11 protein-coding genes are annotated in these 13,531 nt (G+C 68.3%); 5 read left to right on the top strand and 6 right to left on the bottom strand.

Annotation, left to right across the window (positions count from 1 at the left end; genetic code table 11):
* Positions 1 to 117 precede the first annotated feature (117 nt).
* A complete protein-coding gene (locus tag AC07YH_RS13115; protein WP_494747427.1) occupies positions 118 to 942 on the bottom strand; it encodes an acid phosphatase in 825 nt (274 codons plus the stop codon).
* Positions 943 to 1,088: 146 nt separating this feature from the next.
* On the opposite strand from AC07YH_RS13115, the gene AC07YH_RS13110 reads away from it, so the two are divergent.
* Together AC07YH_RS13110 and AC07YH_RS13105 are read left to right on the top strand one after the other, a co-directional pair.
* Entirely contained in the window at positions 1,089 to 3,125 is a 2,037-nt protein-coding gene (locus tag AC07YH_RS13110; protein ID WP_494747426.1) for a TonB-dependent receptor, read from the top strand.
* Positions 3,126 to 3,447: 322 nt separating this feature from the next.
* Positions 3,448 to 4,248, top strand: a complete 801-nt coding sequence (locus tag AC07YH_RS13105) for a SapC family protein (RefSeq protein WP_494747425.1) — start codon at positions 3,448 to 3,450, stop codon at positions 4,246 to 4,248.
* Between the two features lie 68 nt (positions 4,249 to 4,316).
* On the opposite strand, the gene AC07YH_RS13100 is transcribed toward AC07YH_RS13105, so the two are convergent.
* The gene (locus AC07YH_RS13100; RefSeq protein WP_099581833.1) at positions 4,317 to 4,709 is read right to left on the bottom strand and encodes a hotdog family protein; all 393 of its coding nucleotides are present in this window, start codon (positions 4,707 to 4,709) and stop codon (positions 4,317 to 4,319) included.
* Positions 4,710 to 4,822: 113 nt separating this feature from the next.
* Here AC07YH_RS13100 and AC07YH_RS13095 point away from each other — a divergent pair, with 113 nt between their 5' ends.
* Positions 4,823 to 6,982: a protein-disulfide reductase DsbD family protein gene (locus AC07YH_RS13095; protein ID WP_494747424.1), complete on the top strand. Its 2,160-nt coding sequence runs from the start codon at positions 4,823 to 4,825 to the stop codon at positions 6,980 to 6,982.
* A 3-nt stretch (positions 6,983 to 6,985) separates the two neighbouring features.
* On the opposite strand, the gene AC07YH_RS13090 is transcribed toward AC07YH_RS13095, so the two are convergent.
* Complete coding sequence (locus tag AC07YH_RS13090) at positions 6,986 to 7,717, bottom strand: DUF1353 domain-containing protein (protein ID WP_494747423.1); 732 nt, start codon at positions 7,715 to 7,717, stop codon at positions 6,986 to 6,988.
* A 172-nt stretch (positions 7,718 to 7,889) separates the two neighbouring features.
* Here AC07YH_RS13090 and AC07YH_RS13085 point away from each other — a divergent pair, with 172 nt between their 5' ends.
* Positions 7,890 to 8,504, top strand: a complete 615-nt coding sequence (locus tag AC07YH_RS13085) for a thioredoxin family protein (RefSeq protein WP_494747422.1) — start codon at positions 7,890 to 7,892, stop codon at positions 8,502 to 8,504.
* Here the strand turns inward: AC07YH_RS13085 and AC07YH_RS13080 are convergent.
* Positions 8,501 to 8,995 carry a hypothetical protein gene (locus AC07YH_RS13080; protein WP_494747421.1) on the bottom strand — a complete coding sequence of 165 codons (495 nt, stop codon included), beginning with the start codon at positions 8,993 to 8,995 and terminating at the stop codon, positions 8,501 to 8,503. The genes AC07YH_RS13085 and AC07YH_RS13080 overlap by 4 nt on opposite strands.
* Positions 8,996 to 9,101: 106 nt before the next feature.
* Here AC07YH_RS13080 and pgi point away from each other — a divergent pair, with 106 nt between their 5' ends.
* A complete protein-coding gene (gene pgi, locus AC07YH_RS13075) occupies positions 9,102 to 10,721 on the top strand; it encodes a glucose-6-phosphate isomerase (RefSeq protein ID WP_494747420.1) in 1,620 nt (539 codons plus the stop codon).
* A 129-nt stretch (positions 10,722 to 10,850) separates the two neighbouring features.
* On the opposite strand, the gene AC07YH_RS13070 is transcribed toward pgi, so the two are convergent.
* Together AC07YH_RS13070 and AC07YH_RS13065 are read right to left on the bottom strand one after the other, a co-directional pair.
* A complete protein-coding gene (locus AC07YH_RS13070; RefSeq protein WP_494747419.1) occupies positions 10,851 to 12,956 on the bottom strand; it encodes a TonB-dependent receptor plug domain-containing protein in 2,106 nt (701 codons plus the stop codon).
* Positions 12,957 to 13,160: 204 nt separating this feature from the next.
* On the bottom strand, positions 13,161 to 13,445 hold the full coding sequence (locus AC07YH_RS13065; protein ID WP_494747418.1) for a hypothetical protein: 285 nt from the start codon (positions 13,443 to 13,445) through the stop codon (positions 13,161 to 13,163).
* Positions 13,446 to 13,531: the final 86 nt, after the last annotated feature.

Below are 13,531 nucleotides of genomic sequence, written 5' to 3'. Positions count from 1 at the left end.
TGTCATCCCGGCCGCAGCGAAGCGGAGAGCCGGGACCCAGGGGCCAATGGCAATGCGGTGGCCCCTGGGTCCCGGACAGCCTCTGCGAGGCTTCCGGGATGACAAGGGATGGGGAGCCTAGCTAGCCCCGCACCCCTCCGGCGCGCCCTTGGCCTTCGACGCGGCCACCTCCGCCCGCGCCTTGGCCAGATCGGCCATGAACGCCGGATCGTCATGCAGCCGGGTCATCATCGCCGAGCCCAGATACCGCCCCGCCTCGACGTCGCTCTGGAAGTGGACGCCGCAGACGATGCGGCTGTCGCCGAACGCCTTGCCGCGCGCCAGGATGGGCGAAGCCTTCTCCGGGACCAGCTCGGCGATCACCGAGGCCCAGGCCCAGCCGATCAGTCCGTGGCCGGACGGATACGAGCCGTCGGTCTCGATCCAGGCCTCGCGCGGCACGCAGATCGGCGCGGTGTTGCCCACCGGCGGGCGCGGCCGCTGATAGACCGCCTTGGCCGGCTGGTAGATCTTGGCCGCGTCGTCGGTGAGGCGCAGCAGCAGGTTGGCGAGGGTCGGGGTCGCCTCGGCGCTGAGCGTGACGCCGGCCGCGCAGGAGAAGGCCTTCATGCCGTTCTTGCCGGAAAGGTCGGCGTCGGCGATCGCGCGGCTCCAGGCCTCGGTGTTGACCAGCTTGCGGGTCTCGTCGAACTGGGCGCGCTCGGCCTTGCCGCGCGGGCTGTCGGGCGCGGGCGGCGGGCCGATGATGGTCGCCGCGTCGATCGCGCCGGCGGGCAGGTAACCCGGCGGGGGTTTCACCCAGCCGGCCGAGGGCGCGGTCGTGGCGACTTGAGCGGCCGGCGCCGCGCCCTTCGCGAACGGATTGGGCAGGCCGTCCGTGGCCGAGCAGCCCGCCAGGGCCAGGCCCGAGGCCACGACGGCGATGAGCGCGAAACGGGCCATCGAATGCTTCCGTGAGGTCATTCGCCCACAGAGCGGCGGGAAAGTCGTGCGTCAAGCGAAAGCGGATTGACGAGGAGATATGTTATTTCATAACACTCCACCTCGGCCGCTCCCCCGGCCAAGTTTCAGTCGTTTCAGGACCGCCCATGCTCCGTCGCGTCGCCTTCTCCGCAGCGAGCCTCATCGCGCTCGCCGTCGCCGTTTCCGCTCATGCCGCCGAGCCCGCCGCGCCCGCGACCGCCGAAGATCAGGCTAACGCGGTCGACAAGGTCGTCATCACCGCCGCGCCGTACGCGGTGTCGCTGGATACGGTGACCAGCAGCGTCAACGTCATCACGCGCGACAAGCTGGACGTCCTGCCGCCCGCCGGCCTGGGCGACATGCTGAACGGCCAGCCGGGCCTGCGCTCGACCTTCTACGGTCCCGGCGCCAGCCGTCCGGTGATCCGCGGCCTGTCGGGCCCTCGGGTGATGGTGCTGCAGAACGGCGTCGGCCAGGTCGACGCCTCGTCGCTGTCGCCCGACCACGCCGTGGCCTCCGATCCGGGCGAGGCCTCGCGGGTGGAAGTGCTGCGCGGCCCCTCGACCCTGGCCTATGGCGGCTCGGGCATCGGCGGCGTGGTCAATGTCATCGACGACCGCGTGCCCTCGTCGGCGCCCGCCAACGGCTTCGAAGGCCGCCTGGCCGGCTCGGTCTCGTCGGTGGACGACGGCAAGTCGATCAACGGCTCGGCCAAGTTCGGCAAAGGCCCGCTGGTGTTCGCCATCGACGCCGATCATCGCAAGAGCAGCGACTATGACGTCCCGACCGCCCCGGTCTCGGCCCGCCTGGCCGCCTCCGAGGGCCTGACCGTCGATCCGGACCACAAGGTCAAGAACGCCGACGTCGAGGTCGACGCCTATGGCGCTGGCGTCTCCTACGTCCACGACAGCGGCTTCTTCGGGGTCTCGGTCAAGAAGATCGATACGACCTACGGCGTGCCCTACGAGCAGATCCTGGCTCCGATCGATCCGGCCGCCGAAGGCCCCGTCGAGATCCACCTGCAGCAGACCCGCTATGACCTGCGCGGCGAGCAGGACGTCGATCTGGGCCCGTTCGACAAGGTCCGCCTGTCGGTCGGCCACGCCAAGTACGAGCACGCGGAGATCGGCGTCGACAGCGGCGAGGTCGGCACCCGCTTCCTGTCGGACGGCACCGAGGGCCGCCTGGAGCTGGTCCAGAAGGAGCGCGACGGCTGGCAGGGCGCGGTGGGCTTCCAGGCCCTGAAGCGCCACTTCGAGGCCATCGGCGACGAGGCCTTCGTGCCCTCGACCGACATCACCGAATACGGCGTCTTCACCCTGCAGCGCCTGGACAAGGGTAACTGGGGCGTCGACGCGGGCCTGCGCTTCGACAGCCGCGAGCTGAGGACCAGCTTCGCCGACAAGACCTTCGACAACGTCTCCGGCTCGCTGGGCGTGTTCTACAAGCCGGCCGAGCACCAGTTCGTGGCCCTGACGGTGTCGCGCAACGGCCGCGCCCCGACCGAGGCCGAGCTGTTCGCCGACGGTCCGCACCCGGGCACCGGCGGCTTCGAGGTCGGCGACGCCGACCTGAAGTCCGAGAAGGTGGTCTCGGTCGAGGCGACCTACCGCTACACCGGCGATCGTCTGCGCGCCGAGGCCCACCTGTGGGGCGCCCAGTACAACGGCTTCATCGAGGAGGCCCGCACGGGCGCCGAGGAAGACGGCCTGCCGGTGTTCCAGTACAGCCAGACCGACGCCAAGTTCCACGGCGCCGAGGTCGAGACCTCGTACGTCGCCTGGCGCGAGGGCCAGCAGTCGCTGAAGCTGGAAGGCAGCTACGACTGGGTGCGTGGCTCGACCGACCTGGGCATCCCGGCCCGCGTGCCGCCGTGGGCCGTGACCGGCCGCGCCATCTGGAGCAACGAGCGCCTGGAGGTGCAGGGCGAGGTCCGTCACGTGGCCAGCCAGAACCGCGTCTCGACCTTCGAACTGCCGACCGACAGCTACACCGCGTTCAACGCCATGGCGACCTACAAGGTCGGCGACTCCGGTTTGCGGGTGTTCCTCGATGGCCGCAACCTGACCAACGAGACCATCCGCGAGCACGTCTCGTTCCTGAAGGACTTCGCGCCTTCGCCGGGCCGCTCGGTCCGCGCCGGTTTCGCCTGGCGCTTCTGATCCTTGAAGCGCCTAGGCGGCGAAACCGCTCACACTTTCGCCTGGCGCTTCTAAGCCAGGTGAAGAAGCGGGCCTCTCGACCAGCCCCAGAGAGAGGTCCCGCCGCGCGCCGGAGCCTGGCCCCTTCCGCCGGGCTCCGGCTCGCCCCACGGGGCGGATATCAAGCCTAACGGTTCGCGCGGACGGTGAATAACGGTCGTCGAGTCCCGCTATGACAGCGGCTTAGATTGCCGGTTCCCGTTGGATCGGCTAGAACGCCGAGCCTTTGCGGTCGTCTTGAAGCGTTCGAGCGTCCGTTTCCTATTCTGTCGTAGAGCTGTTCATGACCACGACCCAGTCCACCGGCGAAATCTCCGGCAACGTCCTGTTCTACAATTCGCCGGAGCCGCTGAACCGCGAGCAGCACGCCAAGCTGGCCCTGGTCCACAAGGAAAACCCCTACGGCTTCGCCGCCGCCGGCACCGCCGTGCCGCTGACCGTCTCGGAATTCGGTCCGGCCGCCCTGACCTTCCCGGTGATCTTCGCCGGCGACGACCGCGTGCCGCTGGCCGTGATGGGCCTGAACAACGCCGAGAACCTGTTCATCAGCGCCGAAGGCGTCGTCGAGCCGAACGTCTACATCCCGGCCTATATCCGCCGCTATCCGTTCGTGCTGGCCAATGACGACACGCAAGACCGTCTGATCGTCTGCATCGACCGCGGTTCGGACCTGCTGTCGGAAAAGGGCGACACCCCGCTGTTCGACGCCAAGGGCGAGCCGACCGAATATACGCAGAGCTGCATCAAGTTCTGCGACGACTTCGAGTTGGAGCGCCGCCGCACCGACAACTTCATCGCCCTGCTGAAGGAGCTGGACCTGTTCGAGCTGAAGAAGGCCACCTTCCAGCCGCAGGATGAAACCGGCGCCGCTTCGGGCGAGCCGGTCGTGGTCGCCGAGTACTACGGCGTCTCGGAAGAGAAGCTGAACGCCCTGCCGGCCGCCAAGCTGAAGGAACTGCAGGAAAACGGCGCCCTGGCCCAGATCTACGCGCACCTGGTGTCGCTGCTCGGCTGGGACCGTCTGGTCAACAAGACCGTGATGCGCCAGGCCGAAGCCCAAGCCGCCGCCACGAGCCTGAACTAAGGCTCGGCGACAGCTGAGAATGAGAGGGCGGCGGGCTTCGGCTCCGCCGCCTTTTTCTTTGGCTGGTGCTACCGCGCGAAGATGCTGCGGGTCAGGCAGGAGAAGACCAGACGGCCGGCCTCGTCGAGCAGGTCGTGCTGGGCGATGACGATGCCCTTGCCTTCGCCGACCGGGTCCTTGCCCATCACGGTCATGCGGCCGCGCAGCAGTTCGCCGACGGGCGGGTTGCGCATCCAGCGCAGGGCGTCGACGCCCAGGCGCTTGGTCTGCGGCCAGGCGGCGCTGGCCTCGCCGTCCAGGCGGGTCCAGATGGCGAAGACCATGCCGTCGGGCGCGCCGTTCTCGACCGGCCAGCCGGGGGTGAAGGCGGCGATGAAGGCGTCCAGAGCCTTCCCGTCCACGGCCCGCGAGCCCAGGTTCACGACCTGGCCGATCTCGATATCGTCGAACGCGGCGGGCATGAACGTCTCCGGGTGATTCCGGAATGTACTGTCGGCCGCGTCTTGGCCATTGTCGAGCCAACTTGGCCGGGCCATGTGTGCGTCCGCCGTCGTTTCTGCCTCCGGACCCGCGCATGTTCCTCAAGAGAGCCGTCCTCGCCCTGCAAGCCCTGCTGGCCGCGAGTTTCTTGGCCAGCGCCGCGCTGGCCGGGCCGGTGGTCAATTCCGGGCACATCGAGTCCGAACTGGTCTCTCAGGAGACCGGCATCGCGCCGGGCGGCACGGTCTATGTGGCCCTGCGCCAGAAGATCATCCCCGAGTGGCACACCTATTGGCGCAATCCGGGCGATGCGGGCGAGGCGACCAAGATCACCTGGACCCTGCCGGCCGGCTGGAAGGCCGGCGACATGGTCTGGCCGACGCCCCGGACCGCCAAGCTGGGTCCGTTGCTGGACTACGCCTATGAGGGCGAGGTGCTGATCCCCGTGCCGATCACGGCGGCGGCGAACGCCCAGGTCGGGACCACGATCAGCCTGAGCGCCGACGTCTTCTATCTGGTCTGCAAGGACGTCTGCGTGCCCGAGGAGGCCAAGCTCTCCCTGCTGCTGCCCGTGGTGGCCGCGCCGGCCGCCGATCCCAAGTGGGGCGCGATCGTCGGCGAGGCCCTGGCCAAGGCGCCCAAGCCCGCTGGTCTGAAGGCCGTGTTCAAGCTGGACGGCCAAACCCTGAAACTGGCCGTCACCGGCGGTCCGCTGAAGGGCGCCGACATGGCCGGCGCCTATTTCTTCCCCTATTCGCCCAAGGTCATCGAGCACGCCGCCGACCAGGTGGTCGATCGCGGTCCCGAGGGCCTGACCGTTTCGCTGAAGCCCGGCTACGACTTCGTCGGCGGCGGGACCGCGCCGACCGAACTGGCCGGGGTGATCTCGACCAAGGCCGGGGCCTGGGAAGTCACCGCGACGCCGGGCGAACCGCCCGCCACCGCCGCCGGCATGGGTCCGCCGCCGGCCGAGGCCAAGGCCGCTGAAGGCGGTGAAGCTGCTGGCGGTCTGGCCGGCGCCCTGCTGTTCGCCTTCGTCGGCGGGCTGATCCTGAACCTGATGCCGTGCGTCTTCCCCGTGCTGTCGATGAAGGCCGCGAGCCTGGCCGGTCACGCCCACGACGCGGGCAAGACCCGCCTGCAGGGCCTCGTCTTCCTGCTCGGCGTCGTGGCGACCTTCCTGGCGCTTGCCGGCTTGCTGCTCGCCGTGCGGGCCGGCGGCGCGGCCGTGGGCTGGGGCTTCCAGCTGCAGTCGCCGCTGGTCATCGCGGGTCTCGCCTTGCTGATGCTGCTGGTCGCCCTGAACATGTCGGGCGTCTTCGAGATCGGGACCTCGGTGCAGAACGTCGGCTCGGGCGCTTCGTCCCAGGGCGGCGCGACCGGAGCCTTCTTCACCGGCGCCCTGGCCGTCGTCGTGGCCGCGCCCTGCACCGCGCCGTTCATGGCTGGGGCGCTCGGTTATGCCCTGACCCAGCCGGCGGTGATCTCGTTGGCGGTGTTCCTGGCCCTGGCGCTGGGCTTCGCTGCGCCCTTCGTGGCCGTGGCCTTCATCCCAGGCCTGCTGAAGCTGCTGCCGCGTCCCGGTGCCTGGATGGACGTGCTGAAGAAGGGCCTGGCCTTCCCGATGTACGGCGCGGCCCTGTGGCTGGTCTGGGTGTTCGCCCAGCAGTCGGGTCCGCTGTCGCTGGCGCACCTCTTGGCCGCCGGCGTGCTGGCCGCCTTCGGAGCCTGGCTCTACGGCCTGGCGCAGAATCGCCGCGCGATGGGCAAGGGCGGGGTCGTCTCGACGATCATCGCCCTGCTGGCCCTGGCGCTGGCCATCACCGTCGCGACCTTCGGGGCCCTGGCCGCCCAGCCGCCGACCGCCGCCGCGACCACCTCGGCCGAGGCGCCGTCCGGCCCGGGCTTGGCCGCCGAGGCCTGGTCGCCGGAGAAGGTGAAAGCGCTGCAGGCCGAGGGCCGTCCGATCCTGGTCGACTTCACCGCCGCCTGGTGCGTGACCTGCCAGGTCAACGAGAAGGTGGCGCTGTCGGGCTCGAAAGTCGTCGAGACCTTCAAGGCCAAGAACGCGGTCTATCTGAAGGCCGACTGGACCAACCGCGACCCGGCCATCGCCAAGGCCCTGGCCGAGTTCGATCGGGTCGGCGTACCGCTCTACGTGGTCTATCCCAAGAACGGCGGCGCGCCGGTCATCCTGCCCCAACTGCTGACCGAAGGCCTGGTGATCGAGGCGATGGAGAAGGCGGGGGCTTAGGCCCTACTTCTTCTTGTCGCCGCCGAACGGCAGCCTGTCCTTGACCTTGTCGAGCGGGGTCTTGGTCACGACCAGCGGCGGTGGGATCACCGGGGCGGCGGTCTTGAGCGGATAGGCGCGCCAGCCGGTCTGGATCAGGGCGCCGAAGCCCTGGCACTTGGGCAGGTAGCGGACCATGCCGGTGCGCGGCTTGGCGAACGGCGGCGGCTGGGTCAGGTTCTGCTGCTTGGGATCGACGAAGCGCCAGTCGGTCGGCAGGCCGTAGCCCTTCTCACCGCCCAGCCGCACGGCCTGGTAGGCGAGGTTGGCCTGGAAGGGCGTGACGCCGTACTTGAGCATCGCCCGCAGGAAGATCTGGTCGGCCTCTTCGCGCTTGCCCGGCTCGCCCAGGGTGTAGAGCCAGTCGTGGACGATGGCGGCGCGGGCCGTCGGACCCTGCGGGTCCACGAACCCCTGGCCGTACCAGGGGACGCTGGCGAAGTCGGTGACATACCAGCGGGGCACCACGATCACCTTGCCGGTCTCGACGTCGCAATAGGGGAACTCGGCGTCCAGGGTGAACAGCTTGCGGCCGTCCTTGGTCTGGTTGAACAGCATGATCGGCTGCGGCGTCAGCGAGCTGGGCAGCACGGGCGCAACGACCGGCACGAAGACGGTGGTGTTCGTCTCGCTGGCGCAGGCGGCGAAGAGCAGGCCGGAGCCGACGACGGCGGCGAGGGTCTTGGTGCGGGACATCGAGCCGAGAGAGCAGGGGAGGACTGGGCGATCTTCTGAGCGCCGGGGCCCATTGGATCAAGCAAGAATGGCGGAGTTTCGACAGTCGCCAGGATAGAGCCTGCGACCGTTTCGCAAAACCTCGATCCGTGAGAAGGTCTCTGCGGGGGAGTCCTGGAGCTGGAGAACCGACATGTCGATCACCCGCCGTCTCGTCGCCGCAGCCCTGCCGCTGGCCGCACTCGTCCCGACCCTCGCTCCCGGTATTGCTTGGGCCAAGCCCGCGCCTGACTTCACCGCCATCGACGCCGACGGCAAGACCCGCTCGCTGTCGGAGTTCCGCGGCAAGACCGTGGTGCTGGAGTGGGTCAACGAAGGCTGCCCCTATGTCCGCAAGCACTATTCGGGGAACATGCAGGGCCTGCAGCAGGCCGCCCGCGCCGATGGCGTGGTGTGGCTGACCATCGCCTCGTCGGCGCCCGGCAAGCAGGGCTATTTCGACGGGCCGGCCGCCAAGACCTGGATGGACGCCAAGGGCGCCAAGCCGACGGCGCTGCTGCTGGATGGGGATAACAAGATCGCCACGGCCTACAAGGCCAAGACCACGCCGCACATGTTCGTCATCGATAAGACCGGGGCGGTCGTCTACGAGGGCGCGATCGACGACATCCCGACGGCCAAGGTCGAGGACCTGGGCAAGGCCAAGAACCTGGTCGCCGCCGCTCTGGCTGACGTGAAGGCCGGCCGCAAGGTCGCCACGCCGTTCGCGACGCCTTACGGCTGCTCAGTGAAATACAAGGACGCTTAAGCCGCCGGCTGCGGCGGCGCGGTGATCACTTCGACATTGTCGTTCAGCAGATAGACCATGTCGCGCAGGGCCAGGTCCTGGGTCTTGATCGTCGTGGCCGCCGTGACCGCCGAGAGCTTCTCGGGCAGGTCCTGGCTGATGCCGCGCAGGATGCACTTGAGGTCGTCGACCGCGCCGCGCTCCTTCAGGGTCACGTGGCCCTTCATGTCCAGCGCCGACAGGTCGCCGATGCTGGCGGAGAAGGCGTCGAAGTTCTTCAGCTTGGACGCCGCGCCGGCCGGATCGGCCTTGGCCAGGGCCGAGCGATAGGCCTCGGTCTGAGCCTTCAGCTGTTTGGCGCGCTTGACGATGTCCTGGAACAAGGGCTCGCCGGCCACCGATTGCGGGACGGCGGGCTGTTGCAGCACGGCCGGCGCCGGGCCAGCGGCCTGCCCCGGATTGAACGAAGCCATCCAAAGCATGGCGGAAAAGGCGACGGCGTCACAGGACATCTGGTACTCCCGCAAAAAACGTCATTGGTCTGCCATGACGTGGCGGCAGGCGTTTGATAAGCCCGCTATCGTAAACAGCGATTTACCAAGATTCAGAGGACTGCTCATGGCCGATCTCGACACCGCCTGGAACCGCCTGGAAGACGCCGCCAAGGCCGCGGGCGAAAAGCGCATCGTCGAGTTCTTTGACGCCGAGCCTGGAAGGCTGGACAGCCTGACGCTCGACGTCGCCGGCCTGCATCTGGATCTCTCGAAGCAAGCCTGGGACGAGGCCGGCCTGGAAGCCGCGCTCGACCTGGCCCACGCGGCCGACGTCGAAGGCGCCCGCGCCCGGATGTTCGGCGGCGAGGCGATCAATTCGTCCGAAGGCCGGGCGGTGCTGCACACGGCGTTGCGCGCTCCCGCCGACGCCGATTTCAAGGCCGGTGGCCAGCCGGTCATGGCCGATGTCGAGGCCGTCCGCGTCCGGATGAAGGCCTTCGCCGAGGCGGTCCGTTCGGGCCAGATCAAGGGCGCGACCGGCAAGCCGTTCAAGGCGATCCTGCACATCGGCATCGGCGGCAGCGACCTTGGCCCGCGTCTCCTGTGGGACGCGCTGCGCCCGATAAAGCCCGACATCGACCTGCGCTTCATCGCCAATGTCGACGGCGCCGAGTTCGCCCTGACGACGGCCGACATGGATCCGGAAGAGACCCTGGTCATGGTGGTCTCCAAGACCTTCACGACGCAGGAGACCATGTCCAACGCCGCCGCGGCTCGCGCCTGGCTGGCCGCCGCCCTCGGGGATAAGGAAGCCAATCAGCACCTGGCCGCCATCTCGACCGCGCTGGACAAGACCGCCGCGTTCGGCGTGCCCGATGACCGCGTGTTCGGCTTCTGGGACTGGGTCGGCGGCCGCTATTCGCTGTGGTCGTCGGTGAGCCTGTCGGTCGCCGTTGCGGCCGGCTGGGACGCGTTCCAGGGCTTCCTGGACGGCGGCGCGGCCATGGACGAGCACTTCCGCTCCGCGCCGCTGGAGAAGAACGCGCCGGTGCTGGTGGCCCTGGCCCAGATCTTCAACCGCAATGGCCTGGACCGCCGCGCCCGCTCGGTCGTGCCCTATTCGCACCGCCTGCGCCGCCTGGCCTCGTTCCTCCAGCAGCTGGAGATGGAGAGCAACGGCAAGTCGGTCGGTCCGAACGGTCAGCCGGCCAAGCGCGGCACCGCGACCGTGGTGTTCGGCGACGAGGGCACCAATGTCCAGCACGCCTATTTCCAGTGCATGCACCAGGGCACCGACATCACGCCGATGGAGCTGATCGGCGTCGCCAAGTCGGACGAAGGCCCGGCCGGCATGCACGAGAAGCTCCTCTCCAACCTGCTGGCCCAGGCTGAAGCCTTCATGGTCGGCCGCTCGACCGAGGACGTGATCGCCGAGCTGCAAGCCAAGGGCGTCTCCGAAGCCGAGATCGCGACCCTGGCCCCGCAGCGCACCTTCGCCGGCAACCGGCCCTCGACCCTGGTGGTGCTGGAGCGCCTGACGCCCCAGACCTTCGGCGCCCTGATCGCGCTCTACGAGCACAAGACCTTCGTCGAAGGCGTGATCTGGGGGATCAACAGCTTCGACCAGTGGGGCGTCGAGCTGGGCAAGGTGATGGCTGGCCGCATCCTGCCCGAACTGGAAAGCGGCGCGACGGGCCAGCATGACCCGTCGACGAGCGCCCTCATTCAGCGCCTGAAGAAGTAGCCCAGTCTGCTCCCTCCCCCTCGATGGGGGAGGGGGGTGATGCGGCGGTTGATGCCGTGCGCTGCGTCCAGCTCAGTAGGTCACCCCCATCCCCGACCCTTCCCCCATCGAGGGGGAAGGGCGCTTCTCCTAGAACGTCTTCCGCACCCGGATCGACACGAAGGTCCGCGGGTTGATCGCCCGGTCCTCGACATAGGCCACGGCCCGTTCCGTCGCGCGGTTGGCGAAGACCGTGCGGCGGATCGTGTAGTCGTCCCAGATGTTCAGCTGGGTGCGGATCGCCCAGGTCGGGGTCGGCTTGTACTCGACGAAGGCCTCGTAATAGTTCGAGCCGCGCCAGACATTGGTCTGGTCGACGTCGTAGGTGCCCTGGCCCAGTAGCGGCAGCCAGTTGATGCCCCACTGGGTCTTGTACTTGGGCAGGTCCTGCTGGAAGCCGATATTGGCCTGGGTCGGGCGCACCTGGGTGATCGGACGATCCTTGCCGGTCGTCGGATCCTTCACGTGGGTCTCGTTCCAGTCGTTCTTGAACGTGAACCGGCCGCCCTTGATGCCCAGCTTGTCGGTCGGCACCACGATGTTCAGCGACAGGCGGTCCAGCGTGCCGTCGCCGATATTGCCCGTCGCCGACAGGTTGCCCGGCAGCGGCAGGCGGTCGATCACGCCGATGATTTCGTCGTGGCGATAGCCGATCGAGACGATACCCTCGCCCCAGAAGCGGCGCTCGTAGCTGATCTCCGAGATCCAGCGCTGCTCGGGCTTCAGATCGACATTGCCGCCGTAGACGGTCTCGTCCGACAGCTCGGCCGAGGCGGCGAAGTCGTTGAAGTCCAGCTGGCCCAGCTCGCGCTCGAAGCGGACGCGCACCTGGTTGTTGGCCACCGGCGTCCAGGTCGCCAGGAACCGGGGCTTGGCATAGAAGAAGCTCTTCTTGTTGTCGGCGTCGCCCGACTGCTTCAGCTGCGACTTCTCGAACCGCAGGCCGCCTTCCAGGGTCAGCTTCGGATTGACCCGCCAGGTCGCCTTGGTGAAGGCCTCGCCGCGCAGCTCCTCGACCTTGACCGACGCCGAGGGCAGGGCCACCGGCGCGCCGCCGACCGTGAAGGCCTGCTTCACGTCCAGCATGTTGTAGGCCACCTCGCCGCCGACCTCGACGGTGATGGCCTTGCTGTAGTCGTGGCGGACCAGGGCGCGGAAGATCGACTCGGAGTCCTTGCCGTCGGCCGAGAACTTCTGCTGGCCGCCCTTCACGCCGCTCAGGGTCTCGTCGCTGGTCGACAGGTTGGTGAAGGTCTCGCCCGAATAGATCGCGCGGGTTTCCAGGTTCCAGTTCGGAGCCAGCGGCCGGGTGAAGGTCAGGCCCAGTTCGCCCGAGTGGTACTTTTCCTCATAGGCGCTGCGGCGGAAGGCGGCGGCCGAGCTCCACTCCTGCCAGCTCTGCCAGTCGTTGACGCCGTAGCGGGCCGTGGCCTCGATCTTGCCGCCGGCGAACGGCGACTTGTAGTTGCCGCGGATCGAGTCGCCGCCGCCATAGCCGTCGTTGACGAACTTCTCGTCGCGGATCAGCTTGCCGGTCCCGTCGTGGCGCACGTTCGTGCCCGGGCCGTTGCTGTCGCTGCTGCCCATGCCGTCGCTCAGGGTCACGCCCCAGCTCTTGTCGCCGTTGGTGGCGGTGAACTGGTAGCTGCCGCCGTAGATGTCGTGGCCGCCGTCGAAGATCATCGCGTTCCAGGTCGCGATCGACTGACGGCTGACGCCCTTCTTCAGGATCACGTTCACGATCACCGCATAGCCCTGCATGTCGACGCCCGGGGCGCCGCCGCGGATCAGCTCGATGCGCTCGACGCGGTTGGCCTGGGTGCGGCCCAGCACGTTGGAGCCGGTGTCGTTCTTCGACGCCGGACGGTCGCCGTTGATCAGGATGTTGCCGACCGCGCCCTCGAAGCCGCGCGTCCCGGCGCCGTCATTGATGATGAAGCCTGGCACGCGCTGGACCATGTCCAGGGCGGTGTTCGGACGCTGAGCGGCGAAGAACTCCGGCTGGAACACCAGCACCCCGCGCTGGGCCGCGTCGTCCAGCGGCGCCTTGTCGGTCGGACCGGTCGGAACCGGGGTCTGGGCGGCTTCCTGGCCGGCCGGCGCGGGAGCGGTGGTGGGCTTTTCCGCGTCGCCGGCGTGAGCCGCGCTGGCGATGCAGAACATGGCCGCGGTGGCCATCAGCATGGTCTTGGTCATCAACGTTCCCCTCTGTGGGGGAAGCAGTGCCGGGCTAGGGTGTTCATCTCAAGTTACAAGACCGAAATGTGCATTACTTCTAGGTCACATTACAGGGCGTTCATGTTGGTTATACCGGAGGGGTGTGTGGATAAGTCTGGCCCGGATCGGGTTTGACTTAAGAAAGCATTTACAGGCCAAGGACAGCGCACGTCTGAACGGCGATTACTTGGTCCTTTTCCGCGCCTCGGTCGCCAGGCGGTCCAGCACCGGGGTGCGACTGGGCGCCAGCAGGTCGGCCCGGCCCTCGGCGAAGATCCGCCGGTTCTCGGCGCAGGTCGCCCGCATGATCGCCAGCTCCTCGGCCGGGACCTTGCCGGCCAGCGCCTCGGCCTCGCGTTCGGCTCTGGCGGTGAGGCGTTCCAGATCGTCGTAGAAGTCGAGCAGCGAGCGGGTGCGGGAGACGACGTGGCGCGGGCGCTTGCGGCGCGGGGGCTTGGACTTGGGCATGGGGTTCTCCTTTTTGATGGGCGCGGCGCTGGCCCCCTCCACCGCCGTTCGGCGGTCCCCCTCCCCCAAGAGGGGGAGGAGAGAAG

Source organism: Caulobacter sp. GW456-12-1-14-TSB4 (genome assembly GCF_059424195.1).
Note: the sequence above shows the minus strand (reverse complement) of the source record. Positions and strands in the feature narration are given on the sequence as shown.